Source organism: Paenibacillus sp. plas6, from assembly GCF_057221655.1.
In genome coordinates, this window is the sequence record NZ_CM170151.1 from 3,552,748 (window position 1) to 3,574,725 (window position 21,978).

General features: G+C 39.2%; 16 protein-coding genes and 1 riboswitch. Of the genes, 10 read left to right on the forward strand and 6 right to left on the reverse strand.

The annotated features are described in order from the left end of the window. The first annotated feature begins 35 nt into the window (after positions 1–35). The 5 genes from AC2TDL_RS15630 (at position 36) to AC2TDL_RS15650 (ending at position 8,357) form a co-directional block, all read left to right on the forward strand. Complete coding sequence (locus AC2TDL_RS15630; protein ID WP_484696996.1) at positions 36–581, forward strand: peroxiredoxin; 546 nt, start codon at positions 36–38, stop codon at positions 579–581. Between the two features lie 197 nt (positions 582–778). Next, positions 779–2,281 (forward strand): leucyl aminopeptidase, encoded by a 1,503-nt coding sequence (locus AC2TDL_RS15635; protein ID WP_484696997.1) that lies wholly within the window; start codon positions 779–781, stop codon positions 2,279–2,281. Positions 2,282–2,501: 220 nt separating this feature from the next. Next, positions 2,502–5,411, forward strand: coding sequence for a 2-oxoglutarate dehydrogenase E1 component (locus AC2TDL_RS15640; protein ID WP_484696998.1), 2,910 nt, complete (start codon positions 2,502–2,504; stop codon positions 5,409–5,411). A gap of 6 nt (positions 5,412–5,417) precedes the next feature. Next, positions 5,418–6,671 (forward strand): 2-oxoglutarate dehydrogenase complex dihydrolipoyllysine-residue succinyltransferase, encoded by a 1,254-nt coding sequence (gene odhB / locus AC2TDL_RS15645; RefSeq protein ID WP_484696999.1) that lies wholly within the window; start codon positions 5,418–5,420, stop codon positions 6,669–6,671. 123 nt (positions 6,672–6,794) lie between these two features. Beyond that, positions 6,795–8,357 (forward strand): ATP-binding protein, encoded by a 1,563-nt coding sequence (locus AC2TDL_RS15650; protein WP_484697000.1) that lies wholly within the window; start codon positions 6,795–6,797, stop codon positions 8,355–8,357. Positions 8,358–8,602: 245 nt separating this feature from the next. Here AC2TDL_RS15650 and AC2TDL_RS15655 read toward each other — a convergent pair whose 3' ends face one another. Next, positions 8,603–9,445 (reverse strand): helix-turn-helix transcriptional regulator, encoded by an 843-nt coding sequence (locus AC2TDL_RS15655; RefSeq protein ID WP_484697001.1) that lies wholly within the window; start codon positions 9,443–9,445, stop codon positions 8,603–8,605. Positions 9,446–9,636: 191 nt separating this feature from the next. Between AC2TDL_RS15655 and AC2TDL_RS15660 the strand changes: the two genes are divergently transcribed. After that, the gene (locus AC2TDL_RS15660; protein WP_484697002.1) at positions 9,637–10,725 is read left to right on the forward strand and encodes a Gfo/Idh/MocA family protein; all 1,089 of its coding nucleotides are present in this window, start codon (positions 9,637–9,639) and stop codon (positions 10,723–10,725) included. 11 nt (positions 10,726–10,736) lie between these two features. Next, positions 10,737–12,143 (forward strand): glucuronate isomerase, encoded by a 1,407-nt coding sequence (uxaC, locus tag AC2TDL_RS15665; RefSeq protein ID WP_484697003.1) that lies wholly within the window; start codon positions 10,737–10,739, stop codon positions 12,141–12,143. Positions 12,144–12,437: 294 nt separating this feature from the next. Here uxaC and AC2TDL_RS15670 read toward each other — a convergent pair whose 3' ends face one another. Beyond that, a complete protein-coding gene (locus AC2TDL_RS15670; protein WP_484697004.1) occupies positions 12,438–12,656 on the reverse strand; it encodes a hypothetical protein in 219 nt (72 codons plus the stop codon). A 104-nt stretch (positions 12,657–12,760) separates the two neighbouring features. Further along, the gene (locus tag AC2TDL_RS15675) at positions 12,761–13,663 is read right to left on the reverse strand and encodes a LysR family transcriptional regulator (protein WP_484697005.1); all 903 of its coding nucleotides are present in this window, start codon (positions 13,661–13,663) and stop codon (positions 12,761–12,763) included. 129 nt (positions 13,664–13,792) lie between these two features. On the opposite strand from AC2TDL_RS15675, the gene AC2TDL_RS15680 reads away from it, so the two are divergent. Continuing rightward, on the forward strand, positions 13,793–14,860 hold the full coding sequence (locus AC2TDL_RS15680) for a branched-chain amino acid aminotransferase (RefSeq protein WP_484697006.1): 1,068 nt from the start codon (positions 13,793–13,795) through the stop codon (positions 14,858–14,860). Positions 14,861–15,030: 170 nt separating this feature from the next. Here AC2TDL_RS15680 and AC2TDL_RS15685 read toward each other — a convergent pair whose 3' ends face one another. Further along, complete coding sequence (locus AC2TDL_RS15685) at positions 15,031–17,214, reverse strand: family 78 glycoside hydrolase catalytic domain (protein WP_484697007.1); 2,184 nt, start codon at positions 17,212–17,214, stop codon at positions 15,031–15,033. Between the two features lie 165 nt (positions 17,215–17,379). On the opposite strand from AC2TDL_RS15685, the gene AC2TDL_RS15690 reads away from it, so the two are divergent. Next, entirely contained in the window at positions 17,380–18,267 is an 888-nt protein-coding gene (locus AC2TDL_RS15690) for an AraC family transcriptional regulator (protein WP_484697008.1), read from the forward strand. 109 nt (positions 18,268–18,376) lie between these two features. Here the strand turns inward: AC2TDL_RS15690 and AC2TDL_RS15695 are convergent, their stop codons facing one another. Next, complete coding sequence (locus tag AC2TDL_RS15695; protein WP_484697009.1) at positions 18,377–18,808, reverse strand: hypothetical protein; 432 nt, start codon at positions 18,806–18,808, stop codon at positions 18,377–18,379. A gap of 4 nt (positions 18,809–18,812) precedes the next feature. Then, positions 18,813–18,960, reverse strand: a riboswitch (cyclic di-AMP (ydaO/yuaA leader). A 178-nt stretch (positions 18,961–19,138) separates the two neighbouring features. Here AC2TDL_RS15695 and AC2TDL_RS15700 point away from each other — a divergent pair. Beyond that, positions 19,139–20,098, forward strand: a complete 960-nt coding sequence (locus AC2TDL_RS15700) for an aldolase catalytic domain-containing protein (protein ID WP_484697010.1) — start codon at positions 19,139–19,141, stop codon at positions 20,096–20,098. Between the two features lie 403 nt (positions 20,099–20,501). Here AC2TDL_RS15700 and AC2TDL_RS15705 read toward each other — a convergent pair whose 3' ends face one another. Beyond that, positions 20,502–21,878 carry a Glu/Leu/Phe/Val family dehydrogenase gene (locus tag AC2TDL_RS15705; protein ID WP_484697011.1) on the reverse strand — a complete coding sequence of 459 codons (1,377 nt, stop codon included), beginning with the start codon at positions 21,876–21,878 and terminating at the stop codon, positions 20,502–20,504. Positions 21,879–21,978 lie beyond the last annotated feature (100 nt).

Consider the following 21,978-nt stretch of genomic DNA (forward strand, 5'->3'; position numbering starts at 1 on the left):
ATATTAAACCAATTGGATAAGAGGAGGATTTAATAATGGCAGATCGTTTGGTAGGTCGTAAAGCACCTGAGTTTACTATGGAAACAGCACTAGGTGATGGTTCTGGTTTTGGAAAAGTTTCACTTTCAGATTACAAAGGTAAATGGCTAGTATTGTTCTTCTACCCACTAGATTTTACATTTGTATGTCCAACTGAAATTACAGCACTTAGCTTAGTTGCTGACCAATTTAAAGCACTTAACACTGAAGTTCTTGGTGTTTCTATTGACAGTATCCATACTCATCGTGCATGGATCAATACACCAACAGAAAACAATGGTCTTGGTAAACTTAACTTCCCACTAGCTTCTGATATTACTAAGAGCGTTGCAAAAGACTATGGTGTATTAATTGAAGAAGAAGGCGTTGCGCTTCGCGGTCTATTCATTATTAACCCAGAAGGCGAAATTCAATATCAAGTTGTTAACCACAACAATGTTGGACGTAGCGTAGACGAAACACTTCGTGTACTTCAAGCACTTCAAACTGGTGGACTTTGCCCAATCAACTGGAAACCAGGTCAAGCAAATCTAAAAGTTTAATTGTCTTAAAGTGCAAAGGCTGTTTCTCGAAAAGCAGTTATTTTTCGAGAAGCAGTCTTTTCTTATTTGTAGTTTTTTGCATGAGAACGGTACATAATTGGGCATAAATAGAACGATACATACTACTATAATGGAATGTACTTATAATATATATCGTAAGATCAATGGAACAGGAACAAGTTTAAGGAGGAGAGCAGATGACTAATTATAACTTTAACAATGCTGCAGGAGAAAAAGATGGATTGCTGCTGCCTGTTACTGTAGCTGAGCTTGAAGCTTTGAAAAATGGAGAAGATTTACTACATCCACAAATTGATGAGCAACTTAAACTTTTGCTTAACAACAAAACTTTCAACAATAAGAGCGGCAGCACAGTTGCAATTGCAACGCTTGGCTTACTGCCACAACGAAATGTTATTGTCGTTGTTGTAGAGGATTCAGCATATCAATTGCGTGAGGCTTTTGCTTTAGCGGCAAATAAAGTAAAAAGTATGAAGCTTACAACACTAGCAATAGACATAAGTTCACCAGCAATAGCAAATATTATACAAGAGATAGGAATTCGCCAAGCTGTGAAAGCCATGCTTGAAGGTCTAAAACTTGCTCTCTATGTACGCCCAACGAATAAAAAGGAAGCTCAAGAAGTAGTTCAATTAACTACTATTACGTTTGTACTTAATGACAAGCAGCAGCAACAGGTTATTCGCTTTGAGCAAGCTGTAGAGGAAGTTGAACATATTGTAGAAAGTGTAAATTTAGCACGTGATTTAACGAATATGCCAGGTAATGATTTAACCCCTGAACGTCTAGCGTTTTATGCAGAAGAAATTGCACATAAGCTAAATCTTGATATTGAGGTGCTAGATGAATGGAGCTGCGCTGAAGAAGGGATGGGAGGCTTGCTTGGTGTAGGACAAGGAAGTGTCAATCCGCCGCGCATGATCGTTATCCATTATGAAGGTGATGCTGATTCACAAGAGAAATGGGGACTTATCGGTAAAGGGATTACGTTTGATACAGGTGGTATTTCGTTAAAACCGGCAGCCAATATGGATGAAATGATTTCCGATATGGGTGGAGCAGCGGCTGTACTTGGAGCGATTCATTTGATTGCCTCGATGAAAGTCAAAGCAAATGTTATTGCAGTTATTCCTACAGCAGAAAATATGCCTTCTGAGCGTGCATTAAAGCCAGGTGATATTATTACAACGATGAGTGGGCATACTGTAGAGGTTGTGAATACTGATGCAGAAGGACGATTAGTTCTAGCCGATGGCATAACTACTGCAATTAAACGTGGTGCTACCAAGCTTATCGATGTTGCAACATTGACCGGAGCAGTTTTAGTGGCATTAGGTACAGAAGCAACGGGTGCAATCACAAATAATGATCAATTGATGAGAAAATTGCTTGCTGCTTCGGAGAAAAGCGGAGAACGGATATGGCAACTTCCTGCATATGCTGAATACAAAAAGTTAATCTCCAGCGATGTTGCTGATTTGAAAAATAGTGGTGGACGACATGCTGGTTCGATTACTGCTGGATTATTTCTTGGTCATTTCGTAGAAAATAAACCTTGGGTACATTTAGATATTGCCGGTACTGCATATGTAAATAGCTCACGAAGATGGGAACCTAAAGGTGCAACTGGCGTTATGACAAGAAGCATATATGAGTTAATTGCCGAAAATGATCAATAAACTAAAATAAACTATAGATTATATGAATTGTTAGACAATTAATACGCGATTTCGATGAAACCGATGCTAAATGAGCTATTGAAGCCTTTTCATTAATGTACTAGAATATAGGAAAGCTACGACAGCTAAGTCTATCGTTAGCTTTTCTATAACAAAATGAGTAATGACATGAAGGAAAGATCAATTAGCTAAAAGTATAGAGAGGGTGGAATATACTGCAATGAGCATCCATGATGAGCGAAATTCTTCTCCTTGGAAGAGCTACTACGGGCCAAACTATGGATATGTCCTAGAGCAATATGAGCTTTACTTACAAGACCCAAATCTAGTAGAACCTTCCGTACGTGAATTGTTTGTTCGCTATGGTGAACCACCAAGCGATTTAGTGACTGGTGAGTCTTCAGTTACAGCAAGTTCAGCTTCAGGAGCACATGCTTCCTTGGCAAATGCTAATATTCAACTAGACAATAATATGATTCAAAAGGTAGTAGCTGCACACCAACTAATGCTAAATATCCGTCGCTACGGACATCTTGGAGCAGATATTAATCCTCTTAACTTAAGCCCTGTAGCTGATACCAAATTGTTAGAGCCTAAAACATTTGGCTTGACGAAGCAAGATTTGGAGGCTATTCCTGCGTCCTTGATCTGGAATAATGCCCCATCAGATATTTCTAACGGATGGGAAGCAATTCTTCGCTTGCGCGAAATTTACGCTCGTTCTGCTGCATATGAGTTTACTCATATCCATGATGAACAAGAGCGTGAATGGTTATTTAGACAAGCAGAATCAGGTTCTTTCCCAGCTCCGCTATCTGATCGTGAAAAAGAAGCTTTACTTGAGCGTTTGCTTCAAGTAGAAATGTTTGAGCAATTCCTTCATAAAACATTTGTTGGACAAAAGCGCTTCTCTATTGAAGGGCTAGATATGCTTGTGCCTGTATTGGACGAAATCGTTAAAGCAGTTGCACATGATGGAGCAAATCACATTTTAATGGGGATGGCACATCGTGGCCGCCTAAATGTACTTGCTCATGTATTAGGAAAACCTTATGAACAAATTTTTGCAGAATTCTATCATGCCCCTAACAAAGCTCTTGAAAGCGCAAAAACTGTTAACTTTGGTTGGACAGGGGACGTAAAATACCATCTTGGTGCCGATCGCGCCGTTCGTGAAGGTGAAACAGTTCGTGCTAACATTACACTAGCAAATAACCCTTCACATCTTGAGTTTGTTAATTCAATTGTAGAAGGCTATACACGTGCTGCCCAAGAGGATCGCTCAGAGCGCGGCTATCCTAAGCAAGATCTTCATGCTGCAGTTACCATTTGTATACATGGTGATGCTGCGTTTATTGGTGAGGGCATAGTTGCGGAAACGCTTAACTTCAATAATTTGGATGGTTATCGCAATGGTGGAACAATTCATATTATTGCAAACAACCGTCTTGGCTTTACAACAAATAGTAATGATTCTCGCTCCACTTATTATGCAAGTGATCTAGCGAAAGGCTTCGATCTTCCGATTGTGCATGTTAATGCGGATGATCCTGAGGCTTGTCTTGCTGCGGTCAGATTGGCATGCGAATATCGTTTACGTTTTAATAAAGGCTTTGTTATTGACCTTATCGGTTACCGCCGTTTCGGTCACAATGAGATGGATGATCCAGAAGGTACACAACCGTTAATGTACAAATTAATTCGCAATCATCCAACCGTTGCTACCATTTACGCAAATCAGCTTATTGAGCAAAATAAGTTGACTAAAGAACAAGTTGAAAATATTCGCAACAAAATTGCGACTACATTGCAAAATGCTTATACGAATATGAAGGCTCAAGCGGATAACAAAGGCAAAAGCCAAAAAGTGGACAAATCCGACGGAGTAATCGTACCTGAAGATGTGAAAACTGCTGTCCCACTTGAGCAACTTCGTGAAATTAATTTGGAATTATTGAATCGCCCAGAGGGCTTTACTGAATACAGCAAGCTGCAACGTATATTACAACGTAGAGCGATAAGCCTTAATGATGGAGAAAAAGTGGATTGGGCACATGCAGAAGCTTTAGCATTTGCAACAATTCTGTCTGATGGTACACCAATACGTATGAGCGGACAGGATTCTGAGCGTGGTACATTCTCACACCGTCATATTGTGTTAAATGACCATATAACAGGCCAAAAGTTTTCACCACTACACTATATTCCACAAGCAAAGGCATCCTTTGCTGTGCATAACAGTCCATTGTCTGAAACGGCTGTACTTGGTTTCGAATATGGCTACAACGTTTTTGCTCCTGAAACCTTAGTTATTTGGGAAGCGCAATACGGTGACTTCGCCAACGTTGCACAAGTAATGTTTGACCAGTTTATTAGTTCAGGTCGTGCAAAATGGAGACAAAAATCAGGCATTGTTGTTCTATTGCCGCACGGCTACGAAGGTCAAGGTCCTGAGCATTCAAGTGCTCGCTTAGAGCGTTATTTACAGCTGTCAGCAGAGAACAACTGGACAGTTGCTAATTTAACAAGCGCTGCGAACTATTTCCATTTGCTGCGTAAGCAAGCGAAAATGCTTGGCAGTGAAAGTGTTCGTCCGCTAATCTTAATGGCACCGAAGAGCTTGATTCGTAATCCGCGTGTAGCATCACACGGATTTGAGTTTAGCGAAGGCTCCTTCAAACCAGTGCTTCCACAGTTTAGCCTAACTGAAGCTAAGTCGCAGCGTGAAAAAGTAAAACGTTTAGTACTTGGAACTGGTAAAGTGATGGTTGATATTGAGGAAGCGATGTCTTCAAGTTCACCTTCAGATTTTGAATGGATGCGTATCGCTCGCATTGAGCAGCTTTATCCATTCCCGCAAACAGAAGTTGAACGCTTGATTAAGCTATTCCCGAACCTTGAAGAAGTGGTATGGGTGCAAGAAGAACCAAGAAATATGGGTTCATGGTTCTATATGGAGCCAAAAATTCGCGCACTGGTACCAAGTCATGTTAAGGTTAATTATATTGGCCGTCAAGAACGTGCAAGTACTGCAAGTGGTCATCAAGATGTTCATGCAAGAGAGCAACAGGAAATCATTACATCAACATTAAATGGACAGCCATTCGAATCGAATATTGTTAGGGGGTAGCTACTCGTGGCAGAAATCATTGTACCAGAATTAGGGGAATCTATTTCAGAAGGAACGATTACAAAATGGTTTGTTAAAGTTGGAGATAGTGTTACTCAAGGTGATGTACTTCTTGAACTAGAAACTGACAAAGTTAATATTGAGATTAGTGCTGAAAGCAGTGGTGTAGTAGCATCAATTGATAAAAAAGATGGAGACGTTGTTTATGTCGGCGAAGCAATTGGCTCCATATCTGAAGGTGCTTCTGCGCCAGTTGCACCAACTGCTGATGCAGCTCCGGTTGAAACTCCAGCTGCTCAGCAAGCAGCAGCGCCTGTGCAGGCAACTGCACCAGCAGCTACGCCTGCTGCAGTAAGCGGCTCAGCAGTTACTGCATCTCCTGCTGCTCGTAAGCTAGCAAGAGAGCAAGGAATTGATTTAAGTAAAGTTCAATCTACCGATGCAATCGGTCGTATTTATCCTGAGAATGTGCGTTCTCACACTTCTCAACCAGCGCCAGTTGCGCCAGCAGCGCCTCCAGTAGCAGCTGCATCAACCGTAACATCGGCTGGTTATGCCAAACCAGTTGAGCGCAAGCGCATGTCTCGTCGCAGAGCAACAATTGCTAAACGTTTAGTTGAAGCACAGCATACTGCTGCGATGCTTACAACGTTTAACGAAGTTGATATGACTGCGATTCTTGATATTCGCAAACGTCGCAAAAATGAATTCTTTGAGAAAAATGAAGTTAATCTGGGTTTCATGTCATTCTTTACAAAAGCTGTCGTTGGTGCATTAAAGCAGTTCCCATTGCTAAATGCAGAAATTGATGGTGAAGATATTGTTATTAAAAAATTCTATGATATTGGTATTGCAGTAGCAGCTAAAGAAGGACTTGTTGTACCAGTTGTTCGAGATGCTGATCGTTTAAGCTTTGCAGAAATTGAGCGCAATATTGCTGAGCTGGCTAAAAAAGCTCGTTCCAATACATTAACGCTTGAAGAGCTACAAGGCGGCAGCTTTACGATTACAAATGGCGGTGTATTTGGTTCATTGCTATCTACTCCAATATTGAATACACCTCAAGTTGGTATTTTAGGTATGCATAAAATCCAAATTCGTCCTGTAGCGATTGATGAGGAGCGTATGGAAAATCGCCCTATGATGTATATTGCTCTTTCCTACGACCATCGTATCGTTGATGGAGCAGAGGCAGTCCGTTTCCTAGTTACCGTTAAAGAACTTTTAGAGGATCCGGAACAATTGTTGCTGCAAGGTTAAAAGCTAAAAAAATTGTAAAAAAATATTTAAAAAACCTTTCGAAATTTAAAAAATTCGAAAGGTTTTTTCTATTTAATGACAAATATATATATATGATAAGAATAAAAAAGGGGTGATTTTTAAATGCAACTACCGTATTATAAATCTCAACCAAATAACGAAGTGCCATTGTTAAGGCCTGCTTCCTTACATCAATATTCTTATGCCTATAACCAAGTTTATGAGCAGTCAAATCGTTATTTAATGTTTGAGTCATTGGTGAAGGAGCAGACAAATTTCTACTCAACACTGATGGATCATATGGTGGCTGGTGTTTTCGTTATTCATGAGAACGTTTTCATTTACGCCAATTCATATTTTGCTCAATTACTAGGCTATACGGTTGAAGAAATTGTAGGACAACCAGTTGAGAACTTAATTGAGGAAGAGGATTGGCTGCTACCACGTCCATTTGGTGTTATTAGAGATAATGAAGTAACGAAAAATCAAATTTTTCGTTGGAACGGGAAGCATAAAAATTGCTCAATCGTTTATTTAGAAGGCAAAAGCACACCAATTAATCATCATGGAACCATTTATTATTTATCTACAGTACAGGATGTTACAATAAAATATGATAAAGAGAGGGAATTGATCCGTAATGCTAAAATGTATCAAAGGATGTTAATGACAATTCCCGAGCCTATATACATAACTGTTGATTATAGTATTGTATTTGCTAATCGCAATGGTCTTGAATTTCTTGGTAAACGACATATTAGCGGACTTTCCGAGCAGTCCTTTTTAGATTATTTTGACTCACAAAATCGTACCGATGTTATTCAAGATTTTCAAAATGCGCTATTGCTAGAAGAAGCAACTCCGTTTCGTAAACAGCAAATGATAATAAATGATAGCGTTATTGAAATAGAGCATTCCAGTGTAAAGATAGAAAACTATATGGGAAGAACAGCTATTTTAACTGTTATTCGTGATTTAACAGAACGACGCCAAGATGAAGAGCGGCTCGTTCGTCAAGAAAAGCTTTCGGTAATTGGACAATTGGCTGCTGGCGTAGCACATGAAATTCGTAACCCTCTTACTGCTCTTAAAGGTTTCACTCAATTATTGCGCAACAAATATACAGAGCACAGCTACTATTTTGACATCATGGCTAATGAAATTGATCGCATTAATCTTATTGTTAACGAGTTCATGACGCTAGCCAAGCCTCATTATAATTCCTTCCAATTTAACGACATTGAGAAAATTGTTACAAGCGTGTTATCTATACTGGACACACAAGCAAATTTACATGGTGTGGAAATTGTTTTTCAAGCTGAGGAAAATTTACCGAGTCTCTATTGTAATGAAAATCAATTAAAGCAAGTGTTTATTAATGTAATAAAAAATGCAATTGAAGCGATGCAAAAAGGAGGTAAAGTGACAATTAATATTCGCTTTGATCCACAGGAACGAATGCTGCATGTAAAAATAGCTGATGAAGGAGAAGGCATGCCTGAATATGTTCAAAAGCGAATTGGCGAGCCATTTTTAACAACAAAGGAAAAAGGGACTGGCTTAGGACTAATGGTCAGCTCGCGTATTATTGAAGAGCACAAGGGTACCATGCATATTACAAGTAAACCAGGCGAAGGCACACTGATTGATATACAGTTACCATTACATAAGGACTATATAGTATAATTCATATCATTTTAATTAGGTAACAATCTAACTTTCAGCGTAGGAATAGAGTGCTCGGTCAATAAAATGCGATGCTATAAGAGCAGAGATTGCTAGCAAAAAATCATGTTCAGCAACTACAAATGAGAGCAGTCTATTCCACACGCTGCAAAGCGCAGGTAAAATCATAGTTTATAGTTTGCAAGGAATTAAAATAGAAAATATTGTAATTTATTACATTGTTTAAAAGAGTTAGGATATAATGCTTACTGCACTTGATGCAGTCGTCGATATTGCTCTGCTGTCATGCCTGTAGCTTGTTTAAAGCAACGAGAGAAGTGAGCAAGATGCTTGAAGCCTACTTCCATACATATGTCTGTAATACTATCTTGGCTATCTACGAGTAGCAGCTTGGCAGCATAAATACGACGTTCTAGCAAATATTGAAAGATCGTAGTTCCTGTAACCTCTTTAAATGTTTTACTTAAATAGTATTTATTAAGATGAAGATGATTTTGCAATTGATCTAAAGTGATGTCTTCAGTATAATGCTGCTCGATATACGTAATAATGTTTTGGGTATGAGTCTCTTGCGTTGTTGTACTATGATGGCGACTTTGCATTGGCTGCTGACATTGCTCATAAATAAACAGTAATAGTTCTAGCAGCACGATATGACTTTTTTGATAAGCATAAGCGTTTTCATTTTTTATTAGCATAAGCTTGTCTAGTTTGTGCAGCAGTGCTTCACATTCTTCACGTGCATCTCCCTGTAACGAGAGGTGCACATTTTTTAGCTCTGTAAAAGGGAGCAATAAATTTTCGGTGAAGCTTGGCTGAATATGCTTTTTTACATAAGCAGGATCGAAATGCACAATGGTACGTTTATACACATCATTTCGTTCTATCATTGCTTTATGTAATGTCATTCCATGCATTAATATCAAATCACCGGGAGCAAGCTTATAAATTCGATCATTAATTAAATAGCTTACTTGACCTTCATGGAAGTAATAAATTTCATAATGATAATGAGTATGATATGGTAAAAGATTCGGAACATCTGTAGCATATTTGACTGTAAATGGTTCAGTAACGAATAAACTCAACCGAATCCCTCCTAATCGGATATAAACATATGAGTATAGTATACACCAATCTCGGTTAAATGACGTAATGAAACCATTAATTATAGCGAAGTGAGAGTTAGAAGCTTAATGATATGATAAGGTACAAGAAAGCAAAAGTAGCATTGGAATCAAAAAAACTTGCTTCTAAACTATGGGAGGTAGCTATAGAGATGTTCAAAAAAAATGATGGAATGAATTATGCACCGACTGGTAAACCGTCTCCAGTGGTAAAACCTGGTGAGTATTGCTTTGCAGCAGTAGCATTGGATCATGGTCATATTTATGGCATGTCCAATGGGTTAATTGAAGCAGGAGCGACTTTAAAATGGGTATACGATCCTGACCCAGCAAAAGTTGCACAATTTCAAAAAACTTATCCACAGGTTGAGGTTGCATCTAGCTTAGAGCAAATATTAAATGATGCTGACATTCAACTTGTTGCGGCAGCAGCCATTCCAAATTTGCGTGCCGACCTTGGAATTAAAGTAATGCAAGCTGGCAAGCATTACTTCACAGATAAAGGTCCATTTACAACATTAGAACAGCTACAACGAGTTAAAGAAGTGTATGCGCAAACAAAACGTAAATATGCTGTTTATTATAGTGAGCGCTTACATGTTGAAAGTGCAGTGTATGCCGAGCAATTACTTAAGCAGGGCGCAATTGGTCAGCTCGTGCAAATGATCGGATTAGGACCACATCGTTTAAATGCGAACTCTCGTCCAGATTGGTTTTTCCGTAAAGAAGCATATGGCGGAATTATTGCTGATATTGCAAGTCATCAAATTGAGCAGTTTCTATTTTTTTCAGGAAACTCTAAAGCGCAAATTATTAGCAGTGCTGTTGGTAATTTAAATAATCCGGCTTATCCAGAGCTAGAGGACTATGGTGAAGTTCATCTGCGCGGCGAAAATGGAGTAACCGGCTATGTGCGTGTTGACTGGTTTACACCAGATGGCTTGCGTACTTGGGGAGATGGAAGAACATTATTGCTTGGTACAGATGGCTATATCGAGCTGCGTAAATATATCAATATCGGTTCTGATGAAGGGGCAGACCATGTTTTCTATGTTAATGGCGAGAAGGAACATCATATTCAAGCATCTGGATTAACTGGCTACCCGTATTTTGGTCAGCTTATTTTAGACACGATTCATGATACGGAAAATGCAATGACGCAAGAGCATATTTTCAATGTGGCTGAGTTGACATTGCTGGCACAGCAGCAAGCAACAGTACTTCAAGCTATTAAAAAATAGGAGTGACGAGTTTGAAGAAATTTTTAGATGAGCATTTTTTACTGCAAAATGTTACAGCCATTACGTTGTATCACAATTATGCAAAAGAGATGCCAATCATTGATTATCATTGCCATCTTAGTCCACAGGAGATCTATGAAAATAAAAGCTTTAACAATTTAACAGAAGCTTGGCTTGCAGGAGATCATTATAAGTGGCGTATTATGCGTGCGAATGGAGCAGAGGAAAGTCTGGTCACTGGAGGAGCTGGAGTAAGTGATTATGATCGCTTTCTCGCATATGCTCAAGCAATTCCTCAAGCGATTGGCAATCCGCTATACCATTGGTCGCATTTGGAATTGCAAAGATATTTTGCTGTTCACGAGCTTATAAATGAGGCTAATGCAAAGGTAATTTGGGAGAAGGTTAATGCGAAATTACAGTCAGGCGAATATCGTGCACGTGACTTCATAACGAAGTCGAACGTAAAAGTGATTTGTACAACCGATGATCCGATTGATTCACTAGATTTTCATAAAAAGATAAAAGAGCTAGAAGATTTTGATGTTAAAGTATTGCCTTCGTTCCGTCCTGATAAGGCACTTGAAATTAATAAAGCTGGCTTTGTCGAATGGCTTGCGCAGCTAGAGCAAGTAGTTGGCTATCAGCTGTCAAGCTACGAAAATCTTTTGCAAGCATTGGCAGAGCGCATTTCTTATTTTAATGAAGTTGGCTGTAAAGTGTCCGATCATGGAATGGATTATGTGCCATTCTGTCAGGCGACGAAGGAGCAGGCCGCTCAAATTTTTGAACGTAAGCTAAAAGGAGAAGCTATTAGCTTAAGTGAAGAGCAACAGTATAAAACCTATACCTTTTTATATATGGCAAAGCTATATGCTAAGCATGGCTGGGCGATGCAACTTCATATGAACCCAACACGCAACAACAATACGAAAATGTTTGCATTGCAAGGAGCAGACCATGGCTATGATGCTATTAATGATGCTCCCGTAGCTGCGCCACTTAAAGGCCTACTTGATTCATTGGAGCAGGAAGGAGCACTGCCGAAAACGATCGTTTACTCATTAAATGCAAACGATAATGATATATTGGCAGCGTTAATTGGATGCTATCAAGGCGGCGGCGTAGCGGGAAAAATGCAGCTTGGCTCAGCATGGTGGTTTAACGATACGAAAAAAGGAATGATTACTCAGCTTGAATGCTTAGCTAATTTTGGCTTGCTGGGACAATTTGTTGGCATGCTTACAGATTCTAGAAGCTTCTTAAGCTTTACACGTCATGAGTATTTTCGCCGAATTTTATGTAATCTAATCGGCACCTGGGTTGAACAAGGCGAATTGCCGAATGACATCGATCATCTTGGCAAGCTTGTGCAAAATATTTGCTACTTTAATGCGAAGCGATATTTTGGCTTTTAATGCTACGGAAAGTAAGCTCTTGCGGACGCTTTTTAAACCTGATGCTTCTTATCAATAATAAATTGAAAGCATCAGGTTTAAAGGCGTCCCACTGCGTTCTTCAGAGCTTATTTTTCCTCCACTGTAGATATATCGCTCCGCTACGTTCTCCAGAGCTTATTGTCCTTCGCAAGAAGCCTGGTGGGTTATGCTTTTCAGCATACGAAAGCTAATCTTTGAAGCTTAGGCTGTTCAATGCTTCGGAAAAGTAAGCTCTTGCGGATGCATTTTAAACCTGATGCTTTTTAACGGGGATTACGAAGAAGCAGGAGTCGGCAGAACATAGTGAAGCATCTGAGTTCCAACAATGTTGCATAGCAGACATAAAATATCGCTATTAAACGTCATTCTTCCCAAAGCGAAAAATGCAAGTCCGCTAATGAAATCAAGCATGACGTATCGGCTTAACCATTTAAGATGAACAAAAACAACAAAATAATTCGGTGCAGAGCAATTTATGACAAGCTGAGTCACATCAACATCCCCCAACTAAGCATAGTAGCAACTCATTATATGAGCTAATGCTTGCACAATATGCTCATTATTCAACAGCTTGTCCAAATGAGCTTATCCATTATTTATGCTGAATAGATTTGCTTCAATATATCAATAAAATATTGCGCACGTTTTGGCAGATAATGCTCCTTAAGCCAAATCAAACCAATCGCAGAGGATAGCTCGGTCTCTGCCAATGGAATGAGCTTAACACGAGGTTCTATAAATGCGTTCATCACAGAGCGGGGGAGAAGCGCTACTCCCATTCCTTGTGCAATAAGAGCTAACATTAATGCGACTGAAGAACATTCACATACGACTTTTGGTTCAAATCCTTTTTTATTGCAGGCTGCGATCACTTGCTCATGCATATGAGTCGTTTGATCTGTTTTTAACGTAAGCAGCGGGGTGTCAATAAGCTCAGTGAGGGAAAAGCTCGTCTTGTTACGATAATGCTCCCAAATTGTCGGCACGATTACAACAAATGGATCAGAGGGCAAAGGCAAAATTGTTAGCTGCTTTGGCTCAGTCAGCGCTTCAAACGGAAGTCTGGCAATAACTAGATCAATTGCATGCTTCTCAAGCTGCTCTCCTAAATAATAATGATCACCTTCCAATATTTTATAGGTGACCTGTGGATATTTTTTACGATATTGTTCAATTGCTTCCGGCACAAGGGAGCTACAGGAAAACACAGCACCTATTGATAGCACGCCACGAACCCCTTGCTCAAGCTCCTTCATTTCCTCAATCGTTTCATTAAACTGAGAAAATAGGGATTCTGCCTTTTGCTTTAAATGTTTACCAGCATCAGTCAGCTTAAGCCCTTTACCATGGCGATCGAAAAGCTTAACGCCCAGCTCTTCTTCAAGCTGTTTTAGCTGACGGCTAAGCGGCGGCTGCTCCATATTTAATAATTTGGCAGCACGCGTAATTTGACCTTCACGTGCAATCATTAAAAAATATTTTAGGTGTCGCATATCCATGATAACGCTTCCTTTCGGAATTTCCATATTTAAAAGGTATAGATATAAAATCTAATAGATATTATAAATATACGTCAAAGCATGGTATGATTCAAATATGAATAATTATTTCAAGGGAGAGTCGTCTCAATGGTACAGCAAATTTCAATCGAGCGTTCAACACAGTTGAAACCAAAACCAGATGAAAGTAATCTTGGTTTCGGCCACTATTATACAGATCATATGTTTATTCTTGAATACAATGAAGGTAAAGGCTGGCATTCACCTCGCGTCGTGCCTTATCAAAATATTTCTTTAGATCCAGCTGCTAAAGTATTCCACTATGGACAAACTGTATTTGAAGGAATGAAGGCATATCGTACAAAAGATGGAATTAAACTTTTCCGTCCTAAGAAAAATTTTGAGCGCTTGAACAAATCAAACGCTCGTCTAAGCATTCCTGCTATTGATGAGGAACTAGCTTATAAAGGATTAATTGAACTATTGAATGTTGACCGTGATTGGGTTCCTTCTGCCGAAGGCACTAGCTTATATATCCGTCCATTCATTATTGCAACTGAAGCACAACTTGGTGTAAATCCTTCATTGTCATATTTGTTTATGATTATTATGTCGCCTGTTGGTGCATACTATGCTGAAGGTGTTAACCCAGTTAAAATTCATGTTGAAGATCATTTCGTACGTGCGGTAGCTGGCGGCGTTGGTGAAGCTAAAACAGCAGGTAACTATGCTGCTGGTCTAAATGCGCAAGAAGAAGCAAAACATCGTGGATATTCTCAAGTATTGTGGCTTGATGGTGTTCATCGCAAATATATCGAAGAAGTCGGAAGCATGAATGTGTTCTTCAAAATTAATGGCGTTGTAGTAACTCCAATGCTTAACGGCAGTATTCTTGACGGTATTACTCGTAACTCTGTGCTTACATTGCTAAGACATTGGAATCTTCCTGTAGAGGAACGTCGTGTTTCTATTGATGAATTGATTGAAGCTCATAGAAACGGAACACTTGAAGAAGCTTTCGGAACAGGTACAGCTGCAGTTATTTCGCCAATTGGTGAATTAAGTTACAAAAATGAAAAATTCGTCATTAACGGTGGAAAAACTGGTGAGCTGTCTGCTAAAATTTATGATACGATTACTGGTATCCAAAAAGGTAAACTTGAGGATCCATTTGGCTGGCTTGTATCACTTGACTAATTCGTAAAGCTTTTACTTTACGATCAATTAGTTCATAAATAAGGTGCTGCATCCTTAATTGGTGTAATTACACTACCAGTTAAGGTTCAGCACCTTTTTATATGCTCCTATTTTTGTTTCCCATTGTTTCAAAAGTTATAATAGCTTTGTTAAGCTGCTGTAGCATTTGCTTAAAGAATCGTTACATGGTCAGGCACATATAGCTTACTTACTCCATTCTTATGCACAAAGGAAATTTCACCAGCAACGGTTCTAAAGCTTAACGTTAAGTTCGTTAATGAGGATGGAATATGCGGGCTAAAGCTAACCTGTGACCAACCAGGTGCAGCAGGCTTAATACCGCATAGCTCTTCAATCAATATTGGAATTGGAGCACTTGCCCACGGATGGCATAAGCTTGTATTCCATTTCAGCTCCTTTGACCATGCTTCAAAGCATGTTGTCGCTCCTTCTTTAACCATCGTACTCCATGAATGCAAGTCCTCGCTTATAATCAACTCATAAAGTAAATCATATTGCTTTGCCGCAGCTAGCGACTTAAGCACAAAATATGACATATATACGCCGCAGCTTAGTCGTTTTTCAGAAATGAGTTTGACGATTTCTGAAACAGCCTCTTTAGGACAACATTGGAATAAAAGCGGCAGCACATTACTGTGGAGAGAGGCATGTTGCGAGCCTTCTGCATCGATAAAAAGCTTGCGCTTTGCATCATAAAAAACTCTGTTGAACGAATCATACACTTGCTCTAACTGCTTGCGATATACAGCTGCTGGATAATCGAGTTCCTCTGCAATCTCAAGCATCGTTTTTAACGCGCCATAATAAAACGCATTAATAACATTATGACAGCCTTCAAGACCTGTTCTTTTTAGCTCAAAATCATAGCCATCTCGTAAATTTTCTGGCCAATCTACTAAGTTCCACTTTTCATTAACTGACTCCAGCAAGCCATCACTGCGGCAGTAGGAGCTAAAATAGTCCATTATTCCTTCAGCGACAGGGTACATTTCTGTGAGAAATTGACGATCACCGCTTAGTCGATAATATTGCAGCAGTTGCATTGGATATTGCAAGGAAAAATCGGCAATCTCCTGCATAACATGCCCTGGAGCAACAGCCATTAAGCCGGGACAAACACGCGCTGACATTAGCGCAAAGTCCTGCAACGCTTTGCGATACATTGTCAAATCTCCTGATACATAAGCATGAGCATGCGTAATAATTGTATTGTCGCCAAGATATTGTCCCTTTTCTCGGGATGGGCAATCGACATAATTCTCCTGCGTGCCATACTTAATACCATTTTTACATATATGCCAAATTTTATTTAGCAGCTCGTTTGCGGAATGAAATTGACAAGCTTGTTCATCAAGCGGGTAGTGTCGCACAATGACTGCAAAGCTATCGAGATTAAGAGAGTCAAGTGCGTCAGTTAACACTTCAACATAGCGAAACGCTTTATAATCGTATAGTTCAAGCTCATCCTCTGTACCGGAAAGTATCCAACGATCCTCATAAATGCAATTGCAACGCATATCATAACGTACACGCTCATTAGGGAGGAGTTCCTCACCACAGCGGATGATCACCTCTTGTCCAGCTTTGCCGTTTGCTTTCATAGTAAATTGTCCAGTTAGCTCACTGCCAAAATCAAGCTGAAAGCCGCCTTTAATTGCAGTAATTTGCTTAGGTTTTACTCTGTAAATAGAAAGAGCAGAGGTTGGCTGTTGCATCAGACGATGATCATCTGATAGCAGCTCCCATGCAAAGAACCAATCTGAATCATCCAACTCATTTGTGCGCCAGCCCTTTTTCGCCAATCTGCTGTCAATATATTCGCAGAACTGCGTATTATAGCCAATGATTGGTCCAGCTTGATATTCAGCAGCACGGGAACATTTCCAGCTTCTATCTGAACCTAGCAGATGCTCGCCATCTATTAGCAGCTCAGCAATCATTCCTTGTCGATGATCGCCACTGCTGTAGGAGCGACTAATAAGCCCGTGATAATAGACATGTACGGCTATTACATTAGCTCCCTGCTGCAAATACGGTGCAATGTCATATTCATTATAAAAATAGTGATAATAATTGCTTTGTGCTGGACCTTGCCCAATAAAATGACCATTGACATAAAGCTTATAATAGTCATCCGCTGTAATATATAACTTAGCTGCTAGTGGCGTTTGTAACAGTTGAAAACTTTTTCTAAATTGCGTATGGATATTAGTTAAATCCTTTCGATGTGCTGTATTGTTTATTACGTCATGCTCTTTACCATAAACATCAAGCGGCTTTAAGTTCTTAAAAAGCGGGTCAATTATCCACTTTGCTTGCCAGCGTCGATCCATTGCAACTTCCCTCCTGAAATTGAATACACATTGTATTTTAGCTTAATGGTGGCAATGAAAACTTGGGCTTTTCAACGCTGTATTAAGGGAAATTGACGCTAATATAGCCTTCTACTACAATTACAAGCAGAAGGATTACTTGCTAGAGATGGGCGAGGGATGATAATGGAGCTATATTCTAAGGAAAAATATTTAGAAAGCGAAGTTTTTCCTTTTGCTGTTTTGTACTATAAGACGCTTCCAAGTCGAGGAATGCGACCGCATTATCATGATTTTTTTGAAATAGTTTATGTAGCGGATGGTGAAGGGGAGCATATTTATAAGGGACGTTCCTATAAAATCGTTAAAGGTGATTTTTTTGTCATTACGCCTGGTATTGAACATGATTATATTGTTACTGGCGATACTCCTCTAGAGGTTTATAATGTAATGTTCCTGCCGTCATTGCTACATACAGAATTAGCAAGTCTTGCAGCAGAAGCTCCATTTGTTAACTTGTTTTATGTCGAGCCATATTTAAGAGAAACGATTAATTTTGATTCCCATCTAAAGCTGTCCTATATGGAAGCACAAGAGGTAAAGCGAAGAATTGATCATTTAAATTTTGAATTTACACGTAAGCAATTAGGCTATCGACTTGTTATTAAAGCACTATTGGTTGAGCTATTAGTTTATTTAAGTCGTTGTTATGAAGGAAAGGAGCTCACTCAGCTTTTTCCTAGTGATGATATAAAGGCGATCATGGGGTTATGTGAATTTATTGAACAGCATTATGCACATCCAATTCATTTAGAGCAAGTATGTCGAATGTGCGGAATGAGCCAGACGGTTTTTACTAAAAAATTTAAGCAAATTGTCGGCAAAACGTTTATTGAATATCGGAATGAGGTGCGGATTAAAGCAGCGTTACAAAAATTAATCGAGAGCGATGAGAAAATTGTTCATATTGCTCAACAGGTTGGAATTGACGATCTTAGTCATTTTAATTATTTATTTAAGAAGCAAGTGCAGCTAACACCAAGACAATATCGTAAGCTGCATCGCAAAATATAATTTTAGCAAGGAATCGCGACCGTAGTAGAGGTTCGCAAACTGATTTTTACGCATGCAAAAAAATGAGCAGCATCGAAAGTTTGATACTCTCAATGCTGCTCGCTAGTAATTATACAGACAAATACTCAACTGCCCGTTGTTTTAAAACAGCTTCTTCGTAATAATGATGCTCCGAGTTCGTATCAGGAAGAAATTTCAACTGATGCAGAGCATTTGTGAATAGATAGAGACAACGTTCGTCACAGTTTATTGTGTTGTTCATTTGCAGTTCAACTTGTTCTGTAAGACGAGCCATTGTAGTAGGACCAATAAGCGGGGATAGTTGCTGTTTCCAATCTTCAAGATTAAAGTTTGAATCTCCATCATCAATAAAAATTTCACTCCAGCCATGTCCGCGATTGCTTGAAATCCGCAGACAAACTCGATAACCATTGGCATCAACTGCTAGAGCAGGTATTACGAATACTTCAATTCGTTGAATGTGCAAAATATGTGATTCATGCTGCACATTTTGAAATTCATCGGATGGACAAACTGACATTCTACATCTCTCCTTTGCACGCTGACGAGGTTAGCTGTCGGGTTCGGGCTAGAGAGTAGGCCCTACTGTCATCGCTTCCAATTGACATGATTCACCCCTGAAGACTTTGGGTCCCCCGCTTTTTCTAGTGAAAAATTAAGCGTATATTAGTATTATTTTAAATCTTTAAACAGAATTTGTAAATGAAAGCTCATGCATTATAAGATAAACAAATCAGTGGACTAGCAGGTGCATAATAATTTTTATTTTGCGTTATTTTATGATTTCAAGTATGATGATTAGAACGGTATATATTTAATACAGTAAATCAAAGTCAAAGGAGCAAGTGATATGCAATCCAATACAGCACATTGTAAAATAGTTGACTGTACAATTCGTGATGGCGGATTAGTTAACAATTGGGATTTTAGTGTTGAATTTGTTCAGCACTTATATAATAGCTTAAACGAAGCTGGCGTTGACTATATGGAAATTGGCTATAAAAATTCTCCTAAACTGCTTAAAAGCACTGGTTCCGAGGGACCTTGGAGATTTTTGGATGATGATTTTCTTCGTAAAGTTATTCCAAATAAAGGGAATACGAAGCTTTCAGCACTTGTCGATGTTGGTCGTGTAGATGAACAAGATATTTTGCCACGCAGTGAAAGTATGCTTGATCTGATTCGTGTTGCTTGCTACATTCAAGATGTTGATAAAGCTCTTGAGTTAGTTAAAATTTTCCATGATCGCGGCTATGAAACTACTTTAAACATTATGGCTCTTTCTAATGTAATGGAAAATCAATTGCATGAAGCCTTTAAACTGATTCGTGAAAGTGTAGTTGATATTGTATATATTGTTGACTCTTACGGCAGCTTAAAACCAGATGATATGGCTTATCTTGTAGATAAATTTAAAGAGCACCTGCCTAACAAACGTTTAGGTGTTCATGCTCATAATAATTTGCAGCTTGCTTTCGCTAATACGTTGCTAGCAGCAGGTAAAGGCGTGGAGCTGCTAGATTCATCTGTTTATGGAATGGGTCGTGCGGCAGGGAACTGTAATACTGAGCTATTGGTTTCAGAGCTGCAAAACGCTAAATATAATGTACGTCCGGTGCTCGATATGATTGAGAAATATATGATTCCGATGCGCGAAAATGTAGAATGGGGATATATTATTCCATATATGATTACTGGAATTTTGGATGAGCATCCTCGTTCAGCGATGGCTTGGCGCAGAACTGAGCAAAAGGATCAATATGTTGATTTCTATGATCAGCTCACAACTCCAGAAATGGCAAACAAATAAGTAAATTGCCAATAAAGAGGCTGAGGGAAGCTTCTATACGAAAAACTCCGAAAGCAGTATATTCGGAGTTTTTTTATTTCGGCTAAAGATAACTGTTGAAATTTGCTGCCCTCCAAAATCTTGCTTTAATATAAAAAGGGAATGGATTACATGTATTAATTGTATGTTGAAAGGTTCGTAATTTTGCATTCAGTCATTACAGTCATTACAAAAGTGTGATTACTTACTGAAAGGATGATTACAATGCCTTTAACACACGAATTTGGGATAATTGATGATTTTGACAGTCGAAAAATATACGTTAACTATTTTGCAATAGGATGTGAACGGGGGAGCACCTGCTACTCAACACTGCATAGTTAAAAAGAAAAGGCTGGTTTTTTCCAGCCTCATAAGTTTTGTATTAATATAGTTTTCCTTGGCGATAAAGAATGTTACATAATCGATTAACAGCGTGATTATAACAACATTGACGCAAGTTTTGCGGCTGATCAAAGAAAGTTGGAAGCACTTGATCGAGCGTATCGGTCATTTGCTTGTAGAGCAGCTCATAGACATGCTCCTCACTGTAATATTTCGTTTCTCTGCCTTGCAACCATTCAAAATAGGAGACAATCACTCCACCAGCGTTGGCTAATATGTCTGGAATAACCACAATATGTCTTTTAGCTAATGCATCATCTGCCTCACCAGTAATAGGGGCGTTTGCGCCTTCTACAATAATTCCTGCTTGCACAGAATCAACATTATTTTTATGAATTTGCTCCTCTAGGGCAGCTAGAAATAACACATCAACCTTTTGGTAAAGCACTGCTTCTCGGTCTAATATCTCTGCTTCAATTCCTGCTAATTGCAGCTGCTCCTTAGTTGTCGGCAGCTCACCATGATTTTGCTTAGCATAAGCAAGCAAACGATCAATTGCTAAGCCATTTTCATGATATAAGGTGACGTTACGATCGCTAACTGCTACTACACGATGCTTGTAACTATCCGTAAACGCCTCTTGCGCGACAACTGATCCTACGTTACCAAAACCTTGTACAGCAATAGATAGTGGCTTATTTAGATAAGGCAGGAGGCTATTGACATATGGATTGTTTAGTGCTTTTAGCTGAGATAGATGCGTGCTTACATAATTGTTCAGTAAATATTTCAGTACAAAATAGACCCCTTTACCCGTTGCTTCACGTCTGCCAAGCGAGCCGCCAAATGCGATGCTTTTTCCTGTGAAGCTTCCTAAGTAAGGTTGACCTGGATGCGTGCTTTTATATTCAGCGGTCATCCAATCCATTTCTCGTTCGCCTGTGCCCATATCAGGAGCAGGAATATCTTTATCGGGACCTAAAATATCAGAAAAATATTGCACATATTTTTTACAAATTTGATAAAGCTCACGCTCTGAATATTGCCGCGGGTTAATGCCTACTCCGCCTTTTGCTCCGCCGAATGGAACGTTATGCAATGCATTTTTCAAAGTCATTAGTGCAGCGAGGTTAGTTACTTCATCCTCATTTACCGACTCATGAAAACGAATGCCGCCCTTGTATGGCCCTAAGGCGTCATTATGTTGGATACGATAGGCTGGAATGCGCACAACGACACCGCTATCGAGCGTAATTCGTAAAAATGCTTTATGAGTTTTGTTAGGAGTAGATAAAATTGCTCCTAAGGATTGGAACGCTTGCTCTCGTTTCGTACCAGTTAATTGTGGTAAGATAGAAGTGTTTGCTAATAATACACGTAAAGATTGTTCAACGATTGCACTTGTTTGTCTGCCCAAAAGTATTCATCTCCTTAATCATTTTTTCGAACTAATACATAATTATGATGTACGTATGCGCTTTAAAGATACTCATGGAAGGATGATCTAAACATTTTAG

Coding starts and splice junctions, on each gene's coding strand:
- AC2TDL_RS15630 (WP_484696996.1), top strand. CDS start 36: ATGGCAGATCGTTTGGTAGGTCGTAAAGCACCTGAGTTTACTATGGAA.
- AC2TDL_RS15635 (WP_484696997.1), top strand. CDS start 779: ATGACTAATTATAACTTTAACAATGCTGCAGGAGAAAAAGATGGATTG.
- AC2TDL_RS15640 (WP_484696998.1), top strand. CDS start 2,502: ATGAGCATCCATGATGAGCGAAATTCTTCTCCTTGGAAGAGCTACTAC.
- AC2TDL_RS15650 (WP_484697000.1), top strand. CDS start 6,795: ATGCAACTACCGTATTATAAATCTCAACCAAATAACGAAGTGCCATTG.
- AC2TDL_RS15660 (WP_484697002.1), top strand. CDS start 9,637: ATGTTCAAAAAAAATGATGGAATGAATTATGCACCGACTGGTAAACCG.
- AC2TDL_RS15675 (WP_484697005.1), bottom strand. CDS start 13,663: ATGGATATGCGACACCTAAAATATTTTTTAATGATTGCACGTGAAGGT.
- AC2TDL_RS15680 (WP_484697006.1), top strand. CDS start 13,793: ATGGTACAGCAAATTTCAATCGAGCGTTCAACACAGTTGAAACCAAAA.
- AC2TDL_RS15685 (WP_484697007.1), bottom strand. CDS start 17,214: ATGGATCGACGCTGGCAAGCAAAGTGGATAATTGACCCGCTTTTTAAG.
- AC2TDL_RS15690 (WP_484697008.1), top strand. CDS start 17,380: ATGGAGCTATATTCTAAGGAAAAATATTTAGAAAGCGAAGTTTTTCCT.
- AC2TDL_RS15695 (WP_484697009.1), bottom strand. CDS start 18,808: ATGTCAGTTTGTCCATCCGATGAATTTCAAAATGTGCAGCATGAATCA.
- AC2TDL_RS15700 (WP_484697010.1), top strand. CDS start 19,139: ATGCAATCCAATACAGCACATTGTAAAATAGTTGACTGTACAATTCGT.